16 protein-coding genes are annotated in these 16,776 nt (G+C 68.2%); 6 read left to right on the top strand and 10 right to left on the bottom strand.

What is annotated here, in order from left to right; genetic code table 11:
- From AABN02_RS11960 to recA, 3 genes are all read right to left on the bottom strand, one after another.
- Positions 1–138, bottom strand: a 138-nt coding sequence (locus AABN02_RS11960) for an ATP-grasp domain-containing protein (RefSeq protein ID WP_338413016.1), incomplete at its 3' end; no start/stop codon positions are given.
- Between the two features lie 218 nt (positions 139–356).
- Positions 357–836 carry a recombination regulator RecX gene (gene recX / locus AABN02_RS11955; RefSeq protein WP_338415158.1) on the bottom strand — a complete coding sequence of 160 codons (480 nt, stop codon included), beginning with the start codon at positions 834–836 and terminating at the stop codon, positions 357–359.
- A gap of 20 nt (positions 837–856) precedes the next feature.
- Positions 857–1,921, bottom strand: coding sequence for a recombinase RecA (recA, locus tag AABN02_RS11950; RefSeq protein WP_338415157.1), 1,065 nt, complete (start codon positions 1,919–1,921; stop codon positions 857–859).
- A gap of 212 nt (positions 1,922–2,133) precedes the next feature.
- On the opposite strand from recA, the gene AABN02_RS11945 reads away from it, so the two are divergent.
- Both AABN02_RS11945 and AABN02_RS11940 read left to right on the top strand, forming a co-directional pair.
- The gene (locus AABN02_RS11945) at positions 2,134–2,808 is read left to right on the top strand and encodes a response regulator transcription factor (RefSeq protein ID WP_338415156.1); all 675 of its coding nucleotides are present in this window, start codon (positions 2,134–2,136) and stop codon (positions 2,806–2,808) included.
- A gap of 55 nt (positions 2,809–2,863) precedes the next feature.
- Complete coding sequence (locus tag AABN02_RS11940; RefSeq protein WP_338415163.1) at positions 2,864–4,327, top strand: sensor histidine kinase N-terminal domain-containing protein; 1,464 nt, start codon at positions 2,864–2,866, stop codon at positions 4,325–4,327.
- Here AABN02_RS11940 and rodA read toward each other — a convergent pair.
- The 5 genes from rodA to AABN02_RS11915 are packed head-to-tail and all read right to left on the bottom strand — an operon-like array spanning position 4,304 to position 10,206.
- A complete protein-coding gene (gene rodA, locus AABN02_RS11935; protein ID WP_338415162.1) occupies positions 4,304–5,464 on the bottom strand; it encodes a rod shape-determining protein RodA in 1,161 nt (386 codons plus the stop codon). The two genes, AABN02_RS11940 and rodA, sit on opposite strands and share 24 nt — an antisense overlap.
- A 2-nt stretch (positions 5,465–5,466) precedes the next feature.
- Positions 5,467–7,629, bottom strand: a complete 2,163-nt coding sequence (gene mrdA, locus AABN02_RS11930) for a penicillin-binding protein 2 (RefSeq protein WP_338415161.1) — start codon at positions 7,627–7,629, stop codon at positions 5,467–5,469.
- A gap of 20 nt (positions 7,630–7,649) precedes the next feature.
- Positions 7,650–8,168, bottom strand: a complete 519-nt coding sequence (gene mreD, locus AABN02_RS11925; RefSeq protein WP_322586936.1) for a rod shape-determining protein MreD — start codon at positions 8,166–8,168, stop codon at positions 7,650–7,652.
- Entirely contained in the window at positions 8,165–9,118 is a 954-nt protein-coding gene (gene mreC / locus AABN02_RS11920) for a rod shape-determining protein MreC (protein ID WP_338415155.1), read from the bottom strand. The genes mreD and mreC overlap by 4 nt, the downstream gene beginning before the upstream one ends.
- 44 nt (positions 9,119–9,162) lie before the next feature.
- The gene (locus tag AABN02_RS11915; protein ID WP_338415154.1) at positions 9,163–10,206 is read right to left on the bottom strand and encodes a rod shape-determining protein; all 1,044 of its coding nucleotides are present in this window, start codon (positions 10,204–10,206) and stop codon (positions 9,163–9,165) included.
- 283 nt (positions 10,207–10,489) lie between these two features.
- Between AABN02_RS11915 and gatC the strand changes: the two genes are divergently transcribed.
- A complete protein-coding gene (gene gatC, locus AABN02_RS11910; RefSeq protein WP_179634079.1) occupies positions 10,490–10,789 on the top strand; it encodes an Asp-tRNA(Asn)/Glu-tRNA(Gln) amidotransferase subunit GatC in 300 nt (99 codons plus the stop codon).
- Between the two features lie 17 nt (positions 10,790–10,806).
- A complete protein-coding gene (gene gatA / locus AABN02_RS11905) occupies positions 10,807–12,312 on the top strand; it encodes an Asp-tRNA(Asn)/Glu-tRNA(Gln) amidotransferase subunit GatA (RefSeq protein WP_338415153.1) in 1,506 nt (501 codons plus the stop codon).
- 13 nt (positions 12,313–12,325) lie between these two features.
- Here the strand turns inward: gatA and AABN02_RS11900 are convergent, their stop codons facing one another.
- A complete protein-coding gene (locus AABN02_RS11900) occupies positions 12,326–13,348 on the bottom strand; it encodes a PHB depolymerase family esterase (protein WP_338415152.1) in 1,023 nt (340 codons plus the stop codon).
- 170 nt (positions 13,349–13,518) lie between these two features.
- Here AABN02_RS11900 and AABN02_RS11895 point away from each other — a divergent pair, with 170 nt between their 5' ends.
- Positions 13,519–14,814, top strand: coding sequence for an Hsp70 family protein (locus tag AABN02_RS11895; protein ID WP_338415151.1), 1,296 nt, complete (start codon positions 13,519–13,521; stop codon positions 14,812–14,814).
- A gap of 9 nt (positions 14,815–14,823) precedes the next feature.
- Here the strand turns inward: AABN02_RS11895 and AABN02_RS11890 are convergent, their stop codons facing one another.
- Entirely contained in the window at positions 14,824–15,924 is a 1,101-nt protein-coding gene (locus AABN02_RS11890; RefSeq protein ID WP_338415150.1) for a hypothetical protein, read from the bottom strand.
- A gap of 409 nt (positions 15,925–16,333) precedes the next feature.
- Here AABN02_RS11890 and AABN02_RS11885 point away from each other — a divergent pair, with 409 nt between their 5' ends.
- Complete coding sequence (locus AABN02_RS11885) at positions 16,334–16,774, top strand: division/cell wall cluster transcriptional repressor MraZ (protein WP_338415149.1); 441 nt, start codon at positions 16,334–16,336, stop codon at positions 16,772–16,774.
- Positions 16,775–16,776 lie beyond the last annotated feature (2 nt).

Raw genomic sequence — 16,776 nt, 5'->3', positions numbered from 1 at the left:
CTTCACGACCCACACCGGGCCGCCCAGCTTCTGGGCGGCTTCCACCGCCTCTTGCACCGTGAACGCCGGGTAGCCGCGCGGCACCGGCACGTCGAACTGGCGCAGAACTTCCTTGCCTTGGTATTCGTGGATCTTCATCGGATTGAACTCTTGGGGAGAATGGGAACGATGCGGAACTGCATGGCGCAGAGGTGGCGGACAGCAGCGGGCGCCCCGTTCGGCGTCGATGCCGAAGCCGGGGCACTTTAGCATGTTGCACTGCGGCAACCCCATGCGTGGTAACCGCCATGTACCACCCTGCGTTGCAGAACAGGACAGCGATCGAACAGGATCTGGACAGGTCGAACCTGTGCCGATCAGTCCGGATCGTCGGGCGGTGTCTCGTCGAAGGACTCCGGCAGTTCGCCCTTGAGGACGCGTCGCACCACTTCGCCCGAGAAGCCCCTGGCCATCAGGAAACGCATCTGCCGGCCCCGTTCGCGCAGGTCCGTCGCAGGGCTCCCGAAACGGCGGGTCCACACGGCGTGGGCGCGCGCCAGTTCGCTGGGTTGGAGTTCCTCCAGCGCCGCGCGCATCTGGTCGGCCGTGATGCCCTTGAGGCTCAACTCCTGCCGAATGCGGGCGGTGCCGTGGCCAGCTGCGCGGCGGTGGACCACCGAGGCGACAAAGCGCTCTTCGCTCAGGAAGCCGCGGCTCTGCAACTCGTCCAGCACGCGTTCGATCTCGGCGAGGTCCTCGGCGTGCGGGGCGAGCTTGCGCATCAGCTCGCTGCGCGAGTGCTCACGTGCAGCGAGGTACTTCAGCGCCCGGCCCTTGAGACTGAGCGTGGTCTGCAACCCCGGCTCCGTCTGAACGTTCAGGCCTTGTCGCTGCTGCCCATGGGGGGCAGCAGGCTGATGTCGAGCGACTCGCGGATGCGGTTCTCGATCTCGTGCGCCAGATCAGGGTTCTCGCGCAGGAACTCGCGCGAGTTGTCCTTGCCCTGGCCGATCTTCTCGCCCTTGTAGGCGTACCAGGCGCCGGACTTGTCGACGATCTTGGCGGTGACGCCCAGGTCGATGATCTCGCCTTCGCGGCTGATGCCTTCACCGTAGAGGATGTCGAAATCGGCGGTCTTGAACGGCGGGGCCACCTTGTTCTTGACCACCTTGACGCGGGTCTCGCTGCCGATGACCTCCTCGCCCTTCTTGATCGAGCCGACGCGGCGGATGTCCAGACGCACGGAGGCGTAGAACTTCAGCGCGTTGCCGCCGGTGGTGGTCTCGGGGCTGCCGAACATCACGCCGATCTTCATGCGGATCTGGTTGATGAAGATGACCATGCAGTTGGTCTTCTTGATCGTGGCGGTGAGCTTGCGCAGGGCCTGGCTCATCAGGCGGGCCTGCAGGCCAGGCAGGGAGTCGCCCATTTCACCCTCGAGTTCGGCCTTGGGGGTCAGCGCTGCGACCGAGTCGATGACGATCAGATCGACCGAGCCCGAACGCACCAGCGCATCGACGATCTCCAGCGCCTGCTCGCCGGTATCGGGCTGGCTGATGAGAAGATCCTGCAGGTTGACGCCGAGTTTCTGCGCGTACTGGGCATCCAGCGCGTGTTCGGCGTCGATGAAGGCGCAGACGCCGGCGAGCTTCTGCATCTCGGCGATGACCTGCAGCGTCAGCGTGGTCTTGCCCGACGATTCGGGTCCGTAGATCTCGACGACACGGCCGCGGGGCAGGCCGCCGACGCCGAGCGCGATGTCCAGACCCAGCGAGCCGGTGGAGCAGACCTGGATGTCGGCGACGACCTCGCCTTCGCCCAGGCGCATGATCGAGCCTTTGCCGAACTGCTTTTCGATCTGGGCCAGCGCGGCTTGCAGGGCCTTGGCTTTTTCGGTGCTGAGGGCGGTGCTGTTCGGGTTGGATTTGCTCGGGGCGTCCATCGAAATTCTCCTGGGTGGATGTGCCATTATGTCAAATGCTGGATGTTTGTACAGTCTTTTTGCGGGGCAGGGACTGCGGCGCAGGCGTGGTTTTTCTGCAGGCAAGGGCGCGTGACGTCCAGCATGGCATCTGTACCGATGCGTCACATTCCCGGGCTTTCTACAATCACGGCCAAGCCCCCGTCCACAGGGGTAATGAGGAGACAGACGCCATGCGCATCCTGATCGCTGAAGATGACCAGATTCTGGCCGATGGTTTGCTGCGCAGCCTGCGTTCTGCAGGATACGCCGTCGACCATGTCGGCAATGGCTCGGAGGCCGACGCGGCTCTGGCTGCCCACGAATTCGACATGCTGATCCTGGACCTGGGCCTGCCGAAGCTGCACGGGCTGGAGGTGCTGAAGAAGCTGCGTGCGCGCGGTTCGGCCGTGCCGGTGCTGATCCTGACGGCGGCCGACAGCATCGAGCAGCGCGTCAAGGGCCTGGACCTGGGCGCCGACGACTACATGGCCAAGCCGTTCTCGCTGCAGGAACTCGAAGCGCGGGTGCGGGCGCTGACCCGGCGCGGGCTGGGATCAGCCAGTGCGCTGATCAAGCACGGGCCGCTCACCTTTGACGCCACCGGCCGCGTCGCCTACATCAACGAGCAGATGATCGATCTGTCGGCGCGCGAGCTGAGTCTGCTGGAGGTGCTGCTGCAGCGTGCGGGACGCCTCGTCAGCAAGGACCAGCTGGTCGAGCGCCTGTGCGAGTGGGGCGAAGAGGTGAGCAACAACGCCATCGAGGTCTACATCCACCGCCTGCGCAAGAAGATCGAGCAGGGGCCGATCCGCATCGCCACCGTCCGGGGTCTGGGCTACTGCCTTGAGAAGATCGCCGCGACCTGAGGCGGCACCGCGCCGGCGCGAACAGCGCTCGCTGTTCGGCGAGATCCTCGACTGGATGCTCGCGCCGCTGCTGCTGCTCTGGCCGATGAGCCTGGCGCTGACGTGGCTCGCGGCGCAGGGCATCGCCAGCCGGCCGTATGACCGGGCACTGATCGAGTCGGTGCGTTCGCTGTCGCAGCGGGTCGAGGTGCGCGGCGACAGCGTCTATTTCGACCTGTCGCGCGAGACCGCGCGGATGTTGCGGGCGGACGAGGTCGACAACGTCTACTACCAGGTGCTCGGGCCGCGCGGCGAGTTCGTCAGCGGGGACCGGGACCTGATGCTGCCTTCCCAGGACGACACGCAGGTGCTGGGCGAGATGCGCGTGCGCGACGACGAGGTGCACGGCGACAGCGTGCGGGTGGCCTACCAGTGGATCAGCGGCGGCACGGGCGAGCGGGCGGTGCTGGTGCAGGTGGCCGAGACGCTGACCAAGCGCTCGCGGCTGGCCACCGAGATCATCAAGGGCGTGATCCTGCCGCAGTTCGTGATCCTGCCGGTGGCGGTGCTGCTGGTGTGGCTGGCCCTGGTGCGCGGACTGGCGCCGCTGAACGCGCTGCAGCAGCGCATCCGCGAGCGCGCCAGCGACGACCTCTCGCCCATCGACGTGCACGAGGTGCCCGAGGAGGTCTCGCCGCTGGTGCAGTCGATCAATGACCTGCTGGATCGCCAGCAGACCGCGCTGGTGACGCAGAAGCGTTTCCTGGCGGACGCCGCCCACCAGCTCAAGACGCCGCTGGCCGGCCTGCGAATGCAGGCTGAACTCGCCACCCGCGAGATCGACGCCGGTCAAGGCGACCCGGAAATCATGAAGGCGTCGCTGGCGCAGATGGCGCACGCCTCCCAGCGGGCTGCCCACATGGTCAACCAGCTGCTGTCGATGGCGCGCGCCGATGCCAAGGCCGGCACCGTCGCCCGCGACGAGGTCGATCTGGAGGCGCTGGCCACCGACGTGGTGCGCGACTTCGTGCCGCCGTCGCTGGACGCCGGCATCGATCTGGGCTTCGAGGGGGCGGACACGCAGGTGCCGAACGGCCTGCGCCGCGCGGGGGACACCCTGGTGCTGGGCCATCCGATGCTGCTGCGCGAGCTGATCACCAACCTGGTGGACAACGCGCTGCACTACACACCGCGAGGCGGCACGGTGACCGTGCGGGTCGTGCCGGATCCCTTCGGGCAGGTGGTGGTGCTGCAGATCGAGGATTCGGGGCCGGGCATTCCGGCGAGCGAGCGGGACCTCGTGTTCCAGCCCTTCTACCGGGCGCTCGGCACGACCGTCGATGGCTCGGGCCTCGGACTGGCCATCGTGGCGGAGATCGCCCAGCAGCATGGCACCTCCGTCCTGCTGGACGACGCCCGCGCGCCGGCCCAGGTGCCGGCGGGGGAAGGGCCGGGGGCGCGGTTCACGATCCGCCTGCGCCATGCCCCGCAGGCCGACGCACCCGGGCAGGACGCCTCAGCTCTGCATCAGCCGCCTTGAGCGGGCGATCGCCATCAGGATGCCGAGCGACAGGCCCAGCGTCACCAGCGCCGTGCCGCCATAGCTCATGAAGGGCAGCGGCACGCCCACGACAGGCAGGATGCCGCTGACCATGCCCATGTTGACCATGGCGTAGACGAAGAAGCTCATCGTGATCGCGCCTGCCAGCAACCGCGAGAAGGTGGTCGGGGCCTCGAAGGCGATCACCAGGCCGCGCAGGATCAGGAAGCTGTAGCAGCCGATCAGCAGCAGCACGCCGAACAGGCCGAATTCTTCGGAATAGGCGGCGAAGATGAAGTCCGAGGTGCGCTCCGGGATGAACTCCAGATGGGTCTGGGTGCCCTTCATGAAGCCCTTGCCGGTGAGGCCGCCGGAGCCGATGGCGATCATGCCCTGGATGATGTGGAAGCCCTTGCCCAGCGGGTCGCGGGTTGGGTCGAGCAGGGTGCAGACACGGTGCTTCTGGTAGGTGTGCAGCACATGCCAGTCGACACCTGGCTCGCAGATGGTCGGCCCTGCCAGCACGATGGCGATGATCCCGACGACGCCGACCACCACCACCGGCAGGATCGCCTTCCAGGACAGTCCGGCGAAGTAGATGACGAAGAAGCCGGCGAAGAAGATCAGCAGTCCGGTGCCGAGGTCAGGCTGCTTGGCCACCAGCAGGAAGGGCACAAGCACCAGCACGAAGGCCTGCACGATGTCGCTGGTGCGGGGCCGGCCCTCGCGGCGCTGGAACCACCAGGCGACCATCAGCGGCGTGGCGATCTTCAGGATCTCGCTGGGCTGGATGACGATGCCGACATTGAGCCAGCGGCGGGCGCCCTTGTGGGTCGGGTCGATGCCGAACAGGGCCGTGAGCACCAGCAGGATGACGCCGACGGTGTAGAGCGGCACGGCCAGGGTCAGCAGCCGCTGCGGTGGCACCTGGGAGACGAAGAAGAACACGATCCCTGCCAGCACCATGTTGCGCACATGCAGCGAGAAGCGTGCGCCGTTGTCGTAGCCGGCCGAGTACATGGCGACCAGCCCGATGGTGACCAGCGAGAAGATGGCCAGCAGCAGCAGCGGGTCGAAGCCGCTGAACCACGGCCGCACACGCTGCCACAGCGTGGGTTGCCCGAACGAGGACTGCAGGATCATGGTGAACGTGGGCTCGCAGGCGGGGAGGGCGCCGGGGCGCTGGCGGGCAGTGGGCGGCGCGGGGCCCAGGGCCGCGGACGGACGGGGGCCAGTGGAGAGAGCGTCACGCCGGACGCGGCGGCGCCGGGTCCGGATGCCGCAGCCGGGAAGCCCATCGCACTCGCTGCGGCCGATGCGGCGGCGGCCTGGGCATCCAGTCCCGCCCCCCGCGTCGGCGGCAGGGGCACGCTGGCCACCGGGACTCCCGGCTCGATCGGTGCCGACGCCTGGCCCTTCTGCACCAGCGCAATGTCTGATGGCGTCGGGTAGACGCCGGAGATGACGTAGTCGAGCACCCGGCGCGAGATCGGGGCGGCCGCTTCGGCGCCGAAGCCGGCGTTCTCGACGATGATGGCCAGCGCGATGCGGGGGGCGTCCAGCGGGGCGAAGGCGGTGTAGAGCGAGTGGTCGCGCTGGTAGTCGGCGAGCTTGGAGGCGTTGTACTTCTCGTTCTGGCGCACGCCGACCGCCTGGGCGGTGCCGGTCTTGCCGCCGCTGGCATAGGCCGCGCCAGCGAACACCTTGGTCGAGGTGCCGGTCTGGGTCACGCCGTGCATGGCCCGGTTGATCACGGCGACATGCTCGGGCTTGAGCCCCAGCGGCTCGACGGATTGCGAGGACACGGTGCGCCGCTCGCGGGTGACGACGTTCTCGATCTCCCGCACGACCCGTGGCTCGAAGCGCAGTCCGCCCGACACCAGCGTGGCCATCGCGGACGCGAGCTGCGTCATGGTGAAGTTGTTGTAGCCCTGGCCGATGCCCAGCGAGATCGTCTCGCCCGCGTACCAGCGCTTCTGCTCGGGGCGCTTGTACTTGTTGCGCTTCCACTCGGTCGAGGGCAGATCGCCGGTGGACTCGCCTTCGAGGTCGATGCCGGTCTTGCGCCCGAAGCTGTAGAGGTCCATCTGGTCGTGGATCAGGTCCACGCCCATCTCGTTGGCCAGCGAGTAGTAATAGACGTTGCTCGACTGCACGATCGAGCGGGCCATGTCGACAGCCCCGAGGCCATGGTCGCCATGGCTGCGGAAGCGGTGGTTGCCGAACATGAAGGAGCCATTGTCGATGATGGTCTGCCCGGCCGTGCGCTTGCCGGTGGCCAGGGCGGCCATGGCCATGAACGGCTTGTAGGTGGAACCGGGCGGATAGGTGCCGCGCAGGGCGCGGTTGAGCATGGGCTTGTCGAGCGACTCGTTGAGTTCCTTCCACGAGTCATGGTCGATGCCGCCGACGAACAGGTTGGGGTCGAAGCCCGGCATGCTGACGAAGGCCAGCACCTCGCCATTGCGCGGGTCGATGGCCACCAGGGCGCCACGTCGCTTGCCGAACAGCTCCTCGATCAGCCCCTGCAGCTTGATGTCGATCGACAGGCGCACGGTGTTGCCGGGGGTCGCGGGCTCGGAGCGCAGGCGGCGCACGGGGTGTCCGCCGGCGCTGGTCTCGACCTCCTCGAAGCCGGTGGTGCCGTGCAACTCGCGCTCGTAGCGCTGCTCGATGCCGAGCTTGCCGATCACGTCGGTGCCGCGGTAGTTGGCCTGGTCCTCGTCGGACCACTCGGCCATGTCGTCCTTCTCGCGCTGGTTGATGCGGCCGATGTAGCCCAGCACATGGCCGCCGATCTCCCCGAACGGGTAGTTGCGGAACAGGCGGGCCTTGATCTCGACACCCGGAAAGCGGTAGCGCCGGGCGGTGAAGCGCGCGACCTCCTCGTCGCTGAGCTTGGTGCGGATCGGGATGGACTCGAAGCTCTTGGAGTCGCCCATCAGGCGCTTGAAGCGGCGGCGGTCACGCGGCTGGATCTCGATCACTTCGGCGAGCTCGTCGATCACCTGCTCCAGGTCGTCTTCGAGCTGGGAGCGGGTGATCTCCAGCGTGTAGGCCGAGTAGTTGTCGGCCAGCACGACACCGTTGCGGTCGACGATGAGGCCGCGGTTGGGCACGATCGGCACCACGGCGATGCGGTTTTTTTCAGCCCGCGTGCTGAGTTCGTCGAACTTGAGCACCTGCAGCGTGAACATGCGCGCCCCCAGCACCCCGAAGCAGCACAGCACCGTCAGCGCCGCGACGATCAGGCGGATGCGGAACCGGTCCAGCTCCTGCTCGACATTGCGCAGTTCGGTCATCGTCCCCAGGCCGACGGGCTTCACAGCGGGCGGTTCTTGTCAGGGTCCGGCGCGCGGCGCTGCGGTGCGAGCAGCAGCAGGCTCACCAGCGGCCACAGCAGGCTCTCGAACAGTGGCGACAGCAGCACCGACCAGCCGGGAAACTCGCCGCCCGAGGCCATGCGCAGCAGCAGGGAGGTCAGGTGTGCCGCAGCGAACAGCGGCAGCACATGCAGCGCCTGCGCCGGGGCGGTGAACCACAGCAGGCGGCGGTGGATGGTGATGGCGAAATAGCTCACCAGCGTGTAGGCCAGTGCATGCTGACCCAGCAGCCCCCCCTGGTGCACGTCCATGAACAGGCCGAACACGAAGGCCGCACCCACGCCGACCCGGCGCGGCTGGTGGACATTCCAGAACACGAGCGCCAGCGCGATGAAGTCCGGCATGGCCGGCTGGCGCCCCAGCGGCACCAGGTTCAGTCCGAAGGCCACGAGCAGCGTCATCCACATGAACCACGGGTTCACCGGCAGCAGCAGCTGGTCGCTTGAGCGGGGCATCATGGCTTGCTGCTCCCCTTGGCGGCCGGTTTGGCGGCGGCGGCGACGTCCTTGGCGTGGAGGGGCAGGCCGACATCGCTGGCGGCCGGTGGAGGGGGCTGCTGGGCGCCGACCGGTTCGAGCACCAGCACATGGCGCACGCTGTCGGGCAAGGTGGCCGGGATGAGCGCGATCTTGGCGAAGTCGGACTGGGTGCGCCGGTCCAGGCGACCCACCTTGGCCACGGGCAGGCCCGGCGGATAGACACCATCCAGTCCCGAGGTCTGCAGGATGTCGCCCACCTGCACATCGGCGTTGGCGGCCACGAAGCGCAGCTCCATGCTGTCCGCTGAAGGGTCGCCGAAGGCCACGCCGCGCAGGCCCGTGCGCACGTTGTGGACCGGGATGGCCGCGTTCTCGTCGATCACCAGCGTGACCTCGGAGGTGAGCGGATAGACCCGCGTCACCTGCCCGAGCACACCCAGTTCGTTGATGACCGGCGAGCCATGCTGCACGCCCTGGCTGCTGCCGCGGTCGATGATGATCTTGCGGGTGTACGGATCGGGTGCGTCGTAGAGCACTTCCGCGGCCCGCGTCCGCACCGACAGCCGGGTGCGCAACTCCAGCAGTGCGCGCAGCCGGGCGTTTTCCTGCAGGAGCTGGTCCGCTTGCAGCGAGCGTTCGGCCTGGCGGGTCAGCTCGGCCCGGGCACGTTCGGTGGTCTGCTGCGCCTGCGCGATGCCGGAGAGGTAGTCGTTGACCGAGCCCACGCCGCGCACCGGCACCAGCAGGCCCCGCTCGATGGGGCTGAGCAGCACGGCAGCGGCGGTGCGCAGCGGCGTGGTGAGTCCGACCCGATTGTCCGCGGCCATCAGCAGCACCGATAGCGAGGCGAAGAACAGCAACCGCGACAGGGCCGAAGGGCCCTGGCGGAAAAACGGTGGCGGAGAACGGTCCAGGGTGCCCAGTGGCATGTCAGCAGGCGATCACCATCACACCATCACCGCGAACGGTGTGGTCACTCCGACGTGAAGATCGAGCCCAGGCGCTCCATGCGCTCCAGCGCCAAGCCGCAGCCCCGCACCACACAGGTCAGCGGGTCCTCGGCGATCAGCACCGGCAGGCCGGTTTCCTCGGCGAGCAGGCGGTCCAGGTCACGCAGCAGCGCGCCGCCGCCGGTCAGCATCATGCCGCGGTCGGCGATGTCGGCGCCGAGTTCGGGCGGGGTCTGCTCCAGCGCCTTCTTCACGGAGGAGACGATCTGGTTGAGCGGGTCGGTCAGCGCTTCCAGGATCTCGTTGCTTGATACCGTGAAGCTGCGCGGCACGCCTTCGCTCAGGTTGCGGCCCTTGACTTCCATCTCCTTGATCTCGGAGCCGGGGAAGGCCGAGCCGATTTCCTTCTTGATGGCTTCAGCGGTGGGCTCGCCGATCAGCATGCCGTAGTTGCGACGGATGTAGTTGATGATGGCTTCGTCGAACTTGTCGCCACCCACCCGCACCGAGCCCTTGTAGACCATGCCGCCGAGCGAGATCACGCCGACTTCGGTCGTGCCGCCGCCGATGTCGACGACCATCGAGCCCGAGGCTTCCGACACCGGCATGCCGGCGCCAATCGCGGCCGCCATCGGCTCCTCGATCAGGTAGACCTCGCTGGCACCGGCGCCGAGCGCGGACTCGCGGATGGCGCGGCGCTCCACCTGCGTCGAGCCGCAGGGGACACAGATGATGATGCGCGGGCTCGGCCGCAGCAGCGAGCGCGGGTGCACCATCTTGATGAACTGCTTGAGCATCTGCTCGGTGACGGTGAAGTCGGCGATCACGCCGTCCTTCATCGGGCGAATGGCCTCGATGTTGCCCGGCACCTTGCCAAGCATGGCTTTCGCCTCGGCGCCGACCGCCTGGATGGTCTTCTTGCCGTGCGGGCCGCCCTCATGGCGAATGGCCACCACCGAGGGCTCGTTCAGCACGATGCCCGTGCCTCGAACGTAGATCAGGGTATTGGCGGTGCCGAGGTCGATCGCGAGATCGGTAGAGAAATATCGACGCAACGATCCGAACATGGTGAACTCGTAAGCATCCCGGCAGCCGACTTGGACTGCTGGTGAGCGTGACTGGACTGGAATTTCGGGGCCCGCCAACCGGTGGCACGTCGTGGTGCGACGCAGCAATCAGTTGATCCAGAACCGACGGGTACATGAACAAAGGGCGGGTGATAATACCCCATGGCTTGCGGCGTGACCTTGTCCACACCGGGCCTGCCACTCCATGTCGGCGTCTGATGACCTCCCATGTAGGGGTCTTATCTGCGCCCAGTGCGCCCAATTCATTTCATAGTTCACACAAATGGCACTCACGCCCCAGGATGTGAGCCGCATTGCCAATCTGGCGCGGCTTGAACTGAGCGAGGCCGAGCAGGCGAGTCTGCTGGGCGAGCTCAACGGTTTCTTCGACATCGTCGAGCGCATGCGTGCGGTCGACACCACCGGCGTGGCCCCGCTGTACACCCCGCTTTCGGCGGTGCAGGACGTCGTGCTGCGCCTGCGCGAGGACGCCGTGACCGAGCCCGACAACCGGGCCGCCAACCAGAAGAGCGCCCCGGCCGTCGAAGGCGGGCTGTTCCTGGTGCCGCGCGTGATCGAATGAGTGCGAGTGAAACTGCCATGACCCTGTCGACTTCCCCCCTGCACGCCCTGGGCGTGGCCGACCTCTCGCGCCTGCTCGACCAGAAGCAGGTGTCCAGCGTCGAGCTGACCCGCCATCTGCTGGACCGCGTGGAGGCCCACGCCGCGCTGGGTGCCTTCCTGTCGGTCGATGCCGACGTCGCGCTGGCCCAGGCCGCCGCCGCCGACGCCTGGCGTGCCCGCGGCGTGACCGGCACCGGCCACACCCTGCTGGGCGTGCCGATCGCGCACAAGGACATCTTCGTCACCCGCGACTTCCCGAGCACCGCCGGCTCGAAGATGCTCGACGGCTACCGCAGCCCCTTCGATGCGACCGTGGTCAGCCGGCTGGCGTCGGCCGGCGCGGTGACGCTGGGCAAGCTCAACTGCGACGAATTCGCGATGGGCGGCTCGAACGAGAACTCGGCCTACACCCCGGCACGCAATCCGTGGAACACCGACCGCATCCCCGGCGGCTCGTCCGGCGGCAGCGCGGTCGCCGTCGCGGCCCGGCTGATCCCTGCAGCCACCGGCACCGACACCGGCGGCTCCGTGCGCCAGCCCGCCTCGCTCACCGGCATCACCGGCATCAAGCCGACCTATGGCCGCTGCTCGCGTTACGGGATGATTGCCTTCGCGTCCAGCCTCGACCAGGCCGGCCCGATGGCACGCTCGGCGCTCGACTGCGCGCACCTGCTGCAGGCGATGAGCGGCTTCGATCCGCGCGACGCGACCAGCGCCGAGCAGCCCGTGCCCGACTTCGTCGCCGCGACCACCGCGCTGCGCGAAGGCGCGACCGTGGAGCGCCCGCTCGCCGGCCTGCGCATCGGCCTGCCCAAGGAGTTCTTCGGCGACGGCGTGTCGGCCGACGTGCTGGCCGCGACCCGTGCTGCGCTGGCCGAGCTGGAGAAGCTCGGCGCCACGCTGGTCGAGGTCAGCCTGCCGCGCACCGAGCTGTCGATCCCCGTGTACTACATCATCGCCCCGGCCGAGGCCAGCTCGAACCTGAGCCGCTTCGACGGCGTGCGCTACGGTCACCGGGCTGCGCAGTACAAGGACCTGAACGACATGTACCGCAAGAGCCGCAGCGAGGGCTTCGGCACCGAGGTGAAGCGCCGCATCATGATCGGTGCCTACGTGCTCTCGCACGGCTACTACGACGCCTACTACCTGCAGGCCCAGAAGCTGCGCCGCATGATCGCCGACGACTTCCAGACCGCGTTCACGCAGTGCGACCTGATCGCCGGCCCGGTGTCACCGAACGTGGCGCGCCCGATCGGCAGCCAGACCGACCCGGTGGCCGAGTACCTTGCCGACATCTTCACGCTGCCGGCTTCGCTGGCCGGGCTGCCGGGCATCAGCGTGCCGGCCGGGTTCGGCACGGGCGGTCTGCCAGTGGGCTTGCAGCTGATCGGCAACTACTGGCAGGAAGGCGCGCTGCTGCACGCCAGCCACGCGCTGCAGCAGGCCACCGACTGGCACCAGCAGGCACCCGCCGGTTACTGAGCGCCGAGGCCCGTCAGCGGGCCTTGCCCAGCGCGTCCACCATCGCCTTGATGGCCGACATCTGCGGCCCCGCCTTCCACGCGTAGGTCGGCCCCGTGTAGCCGAACCAGTCCCAGCAGCCCTGCGGATTGAAGGGCACGGTCGAGGCGTTGACCTGCGGGTAGAGCACCAGGATGCGGTTGTTCTCGGCCCACTCGTTGTAGCCGGTGTCGGCGATGAAGTTCTTGCCGACCTTTTCCGCCGACTGCGCACAGCCGTGGATCGCGACATGGACTTTGCAGGTCTGACCCGCTTCGCAGGACGGCGGCACGTACAGGAAGGCCTCCTCGGCCATGCCCGTGCCGGACGGGGCAAAGGCGCGCTGGTTGAACGTCACCATGCGGCCGGCCAGGCTGGTGGCCTTGGGTTGCAGCGGGCCGTGGATGTGTGCGAGCAAGGCGCCGGACTGGTCGTAGCCCAGACCGTTGACATCGCAGTGGCTGATGTAGGGCGTGGCATTGGCGTCGCAGGCGTTGCCGTGGGTCGGGGTGATCACGGCGTGGCCGGCGGGCACCTTGTTGACGTAGACCAGCTGGCTGGCAGGCACGCCGACCTGCTGGAAGAACGACACCGTGGCGTTGACGGCGGGCTGCTTGACGACCGTGTCGCGCGTGCCGCTGAACACGTAGACGCGGCGCTTCTTCAGGTTGCTCAGCTTGTCGATCTGGCCGGCGGTCTCGAACTGCCGGGCGGCGCTGGCCATCAGGTAGGCATTGGGGTAGACCAGCGGCATCTGGCCCATGCAGATGCCGGTGTAGGCCATGTTGCCGGCCGCGCAGTAGTAGGGCCCACCGGCGATGACGCCCGCGCCCTTGAAGGTGGCGGAGTAGGCCACCTGCAGCTGCGCGGCCATGAAGGCGCCTGAGGACAGGCCCGAGACCGAGAGTTCGGTGCGGTCGACCTGGAAATGGGGCAGGGGCTCGGCGGCGCGGGCGGTCAGGCCGGACAGCGCGGCGACCAGCGGCAGGATGGAGGCAAGGAGGCGGTGGCTCGGCATGGTGGCTCCTGAGGTGGAGGGTGCGGAAGAAGAAAAATCGGCGTCCGTCTAGCGTAACCTGTCATGCTGCACTGCAACATGAAGGCGTCGCACCCGTGCCACATCCGGCAGCCACCCGGTGGGTGGACCGTATGATGCGCGCCCCCTCGATCTCCGCCTCGCGTCCGCCCATGTCAGCCATTCCCCAGTTCTGCGCGATTGATTTCGGTACCTCGAATTCCGCGGTCGCCGTGCCCCGCAACGGCGAGATGGTGCTGGTGCCGCTGGAGGAGGGCGCCACCACCATGCCGACCGCCACCTTCTACCTGGGCGAGGGGCCGGATCTGCAGAACCTGCCGCGGCTCGTCGGCCGGGCGGCGGTGGCGGCCTATGTCGAGGGCACCGAAGGGCGGCTGATGCGCTCGATGAAGAGCGTGCTCGGCTCGGCGCTGATGGCGCAGCACACCGACATCGGCGGCGGGCGCTCCGTCAGCTTCGCCGAGGTGATCGCGGGGTACCTGCGCCACCTCAAGCGCTGCGCCGAGATCCATGCCGGCCATGCGCTGACCGCCGTGGTGATGGGCCGCCCGGTGTTCTTCGTCGACGACGACCCGGTGCGCGACGCGCAGGCGCAGGCCTCGCTGGAAGAGGCGGCGCGGGCGGCCGGCTTCGAGGAGGTCCGGTTCCAGTTCGAGCCGCTGGCGGCGGCCTTCGACTACGAGTCCCGCATCGACACCGACCAGCTGGTGCTGGTGGCCGACATCGGTGGCGGCACCTCCGACTTCTCGATCGTGCAGGTCGGGCCGGGTCGCCAGGACCGGGTGGACCGGCACGACGACGTGCTGGGCCACCACGGCATCCACATCGCCGGCACCGATTTCGACCGGCGCATCGAGCTGGCCAGCATCCTGAGCGAGTTCGGCTTTGGCGCCTTGGGGCCGTCGATCGGCGGGCAGCCGGCGCGCGAGGTGCCCAGCCGCGTCTACTACGACCTGGCGACCTGGCACCTCATCAACAGCGTCTACCGGCCGCAGCGCGTGCAGGAGCTGCGCGCGATGAAGATCAACTACGCCGACCTGCGCCACCACACCCGGCTGATGAAGGTGGTCAACGACCACCTCGGCCATGACCTGCTCGGCCGCGCCGAGACGGCCAAGATCGCGTCGGCCGCGGGCGACGAAGCCTGCATCGACCTGCGGCTGGTGGAACGGGGGCTGTCCGTGACGATGTCGCCGGCCCAGGCGCAGCGGGCCCTGGCCGACGACATCGGCCGCATCGCTGCCGCGGCCCTCGAGACGGTGCGTCTGGCCGGTCTGCAGACCGATCAGATCGATGCGCTGTACTTCACTGGTGGCTCGACCGGCCTGCACCTGCTCACCGACCAGCTGGCCGCCGCCTTCCCCGAGGCGATGGCGCTGCAGGGCGAGCGGCTCGCCAGCGTGGCCAGCGGGCTCGGGCTGGACGCCCGGCGCCGTTTCGGGCGCTGAGCGGGTCGTTCAGAGCGCGCGCTGGGAGCGGCGCGGCTCGTCCTGGCGGGGCATGGACGGGACTGACGCCGGCGGGGCGGGCATGGACGGCACAGCCTCATGGGCGCGCCGGTCCGGCCGTGGCGGCGGCGGGGTGGCGATGTCGCGCGGTGGTGCCGGCAGGGGCGCCGGGGCCGCGTTGCCCCAGCGCGGCTGGCGCTGCTCCCGCGGTTCCAGCACCATCGGGGGCGGCGGTGCTGGTGCCCGCCAATGGCGCGGCGGCGGTTCGACCATGATCGGCCCCGGAATCACGATCACACGCGGCGGCGGAGGAGGAGGCTGCTGCGTCTCCCACGAAGGGGCGGCGCGCCAGTGGCGGGGGCGCCGGTCGGCCCAGTCGTCCGGGGGCGGGCCCTCGTTGTCGGATGGCGTCATCGCCCAGGCGGCGAAGGTGTCCGCTTGCGGGAAACCGATCTGCCAGCGGCCATTCCGGTCGCGCTCGGCCCGGCGGCCGGGGGGCAGCAGCAGCGTGCCTTCGTCGCTCTCGATGCGCAGCGCGCTGCGCCAGGCGGTGGCGCTGCCCGCGTCGGGCTGGCCACGCCGGTCCGGTGCATCGATGCGGAACAGGCCCGCACCGTGCGGCTGGTGCCGGCCGGCGGCCGTGTCCACCTGCCAGCGCCAGGCGGTTTCGGGTTGGCGCAGTTCCAGCACCAGACCGCCCCGTTCCAGGTCCAGCTGGACCGCTTCCGGATCCAGGCGGCGCAGCACCAGTTCGCTCTTCTCGTCGAGTTTCAGCCGATTCGGGCCGAAATCGAGCACCAGACGGCTGTTCCAGCTGGTCTGCAGCCGATCGCCCTCGCGGATGCCGATCTGCCGCAGACGGGCGCCGTCACCGATCTCGATCTGCTCGCCATTGGCGCGCTGCAGCCGCAGGCGGCCTTCGAGCTGGGCGATGTGGCCGGCCCGATCACCTTCGTCCTGGCGCCAGGCGGGACCCTCGGCCTGCGCAGGCGTGCTGATGCCGAGCAGCGGGGTCGTGACCAGCAGGGCAGCGATCAGCAGCGACCCCGCCGACTGGAGCCGGCCGCGCATCGGCCCCCGAGGGGTCGAGCGGTGCGGACGCAGAAACATGGTGGACTCCGTGGACAGTGCGAATGAGTCTGCAACGGATCAAGCCCGTTCGCGGACGACGTGGCCGGCCTGCAGGGGCTGTCCGATAACCCCGACAGCCGTGAATCGCGAAAAACGGACAGCTGTTGCCGTCTTTTCCGGCGACTGTGCCGGGCTGTATTGGCAGTTCGGGCCCGAAGGTTTGTCAAAGTTCACGAAACGGGGCCTGCTGGCTCAGTCGGTGATCTTGGCAGGCCGGGGGTGCGCAAAGCCTAAGTGCTTCATTTGTATGGCTTTTTTCGAATTCCTGTGAAAGTGGACGCAGAAATCATCTAAGTACTTGATTTCATTGGTTATTCCGATGTGGCTTTCTTGACCCCCTCACAATTTCTCCGCTACAGTGGGAGGTCGTGTTGATTTGTGGGTATTCGTGGCCGGTTTTCATTTCCAGGGGACTTCAGCGCTCGCGCTGGACGCCAAGGGACGCCTGAGCGTTCCCGCGCGCCAACGAGAGGTGCTGCGCGCGATCCCGGAAGACCGCCTGACGCTCACACGGCATCCCGATGGATGCCTGATGGTGTTTCCGCGCACGGTCTGGGATGCATTCCGCGCCCGCATCGAGTCGCTGCCGCTGTCGGCCAGCGGCTGGAGGCGCCTCCTGCTTGGCAGCGCCATGGATGTCGAGCTGGACAGTGCGTCCCGCGTGCTGATTTCCCCGGAGTTGCGCGCCGCCGCCGCGCTCGATCGGGAGGTGCTGCTCATCGGCATGGGCAAACACCTCGAACTCTGGGATGTGCAACGTCATTCGGCGGCCGAGGCCGCCCTTCTGCAGCAGCCCATGCCGGCGCTGCTGCAGGACTTCAGTTTCTGATT

This window comes from uncultured Sphaerotilus sp. (genome assembly GCF_963924895.1).
Lineage (GTDB): Bacteria > Pseudomonadota > Gammaproteobacteria > Burkholderiales > Burkholderiaceae_C > Sphaerotilus.
Note: the sequence above shows the minus strand (reverse complement) of the source record. Positions and strands in the feature narration are given on the sequence as shown.

Bases quoted from the DNA above. Each gene is read 5' to 3' on its own strand.
- AABN02_RS11940 (WP_338415163.1), top strand. From the start codon at position 2,864: ATGCTCGCGCCGCTGCTGCTGCTCTGGCCGATGAGCCTGGCGCTGACG.
- AABN02_RS11900 (WP_338415152.1), bottom strand. From the start codon at position 13,348: ATGCCGAGCCACCGCCTCCTTGCCTCCATCCTGCCGCTGGTCGCCGCG.
- AABN02_RS11915 (WP_338415154.1), bottom strand. From the start codon at position 10,206: ATGTTCGGATCGTTGCGTCGATATTTCTCTACCGATCTCGCGATCGAC.
- mreD (WP_322586936.1), bottom strand. From the start codon at position 8,168: ATGATGCCCCGCTCAAGCGACCAGCTGCTGCTGCCGGTGAACCCGTGG.
- AABN02_RS11945 (WP_338415156.1), top strand. From the start codon at position 2,134: ATGCGCATCCTGATCGCTGAAGATGACCAGATTCTGGCCGATGGTTTG.
- AABN02_RS11890 (WP_338415150.1), bottom strand. From the start codon at position 15,924: ATGTTTCTGCGTCCGCACCGCTCGACCCCTCGGGGGCCGATGCGCGGC.
- gatC (WP_179634079.1), top strand. From the start codon at position 10,490: ATGGCACTCACGCCCCAGGATGTGAGCCGCATTGCCAATCTGGCGCGG.
- recA (WP_338415157.1), bottom strand. From the start codon at position 1,921: ATGGACGCCCCGAGCAAATCCAACCCGAACAGCACCGCCCTCAGCACC.
- mrdA (WP_338415161.1), bottom strand. From the start codon at position 7,629: ATGACCGAACTGCGCAATGTCGAGCAGGAGCTGGACCGGTTCCGCATC.
- mreC (WP_338415155.1), bottom strand. From the start codon at position 9,118: ATGCCACTGGGCACCCTGGACCGTTCTCCGCCACCGTTTTTCCGCCAG.
- gatA (WP_338415153.1), top strand. From the start codon at position 10,807: ATGACCCTGTCGACTTCCCCCCTGCACGCCCTGGGCGTGGCCGACCTC.
- AABN02_RS11895 (WP_338415151.1), top strand. From the start codon at position 13,519: ATGTCAGCCATTCCCCAGTTCTGCGCGATTGATTTCGGTACCTCGAAT.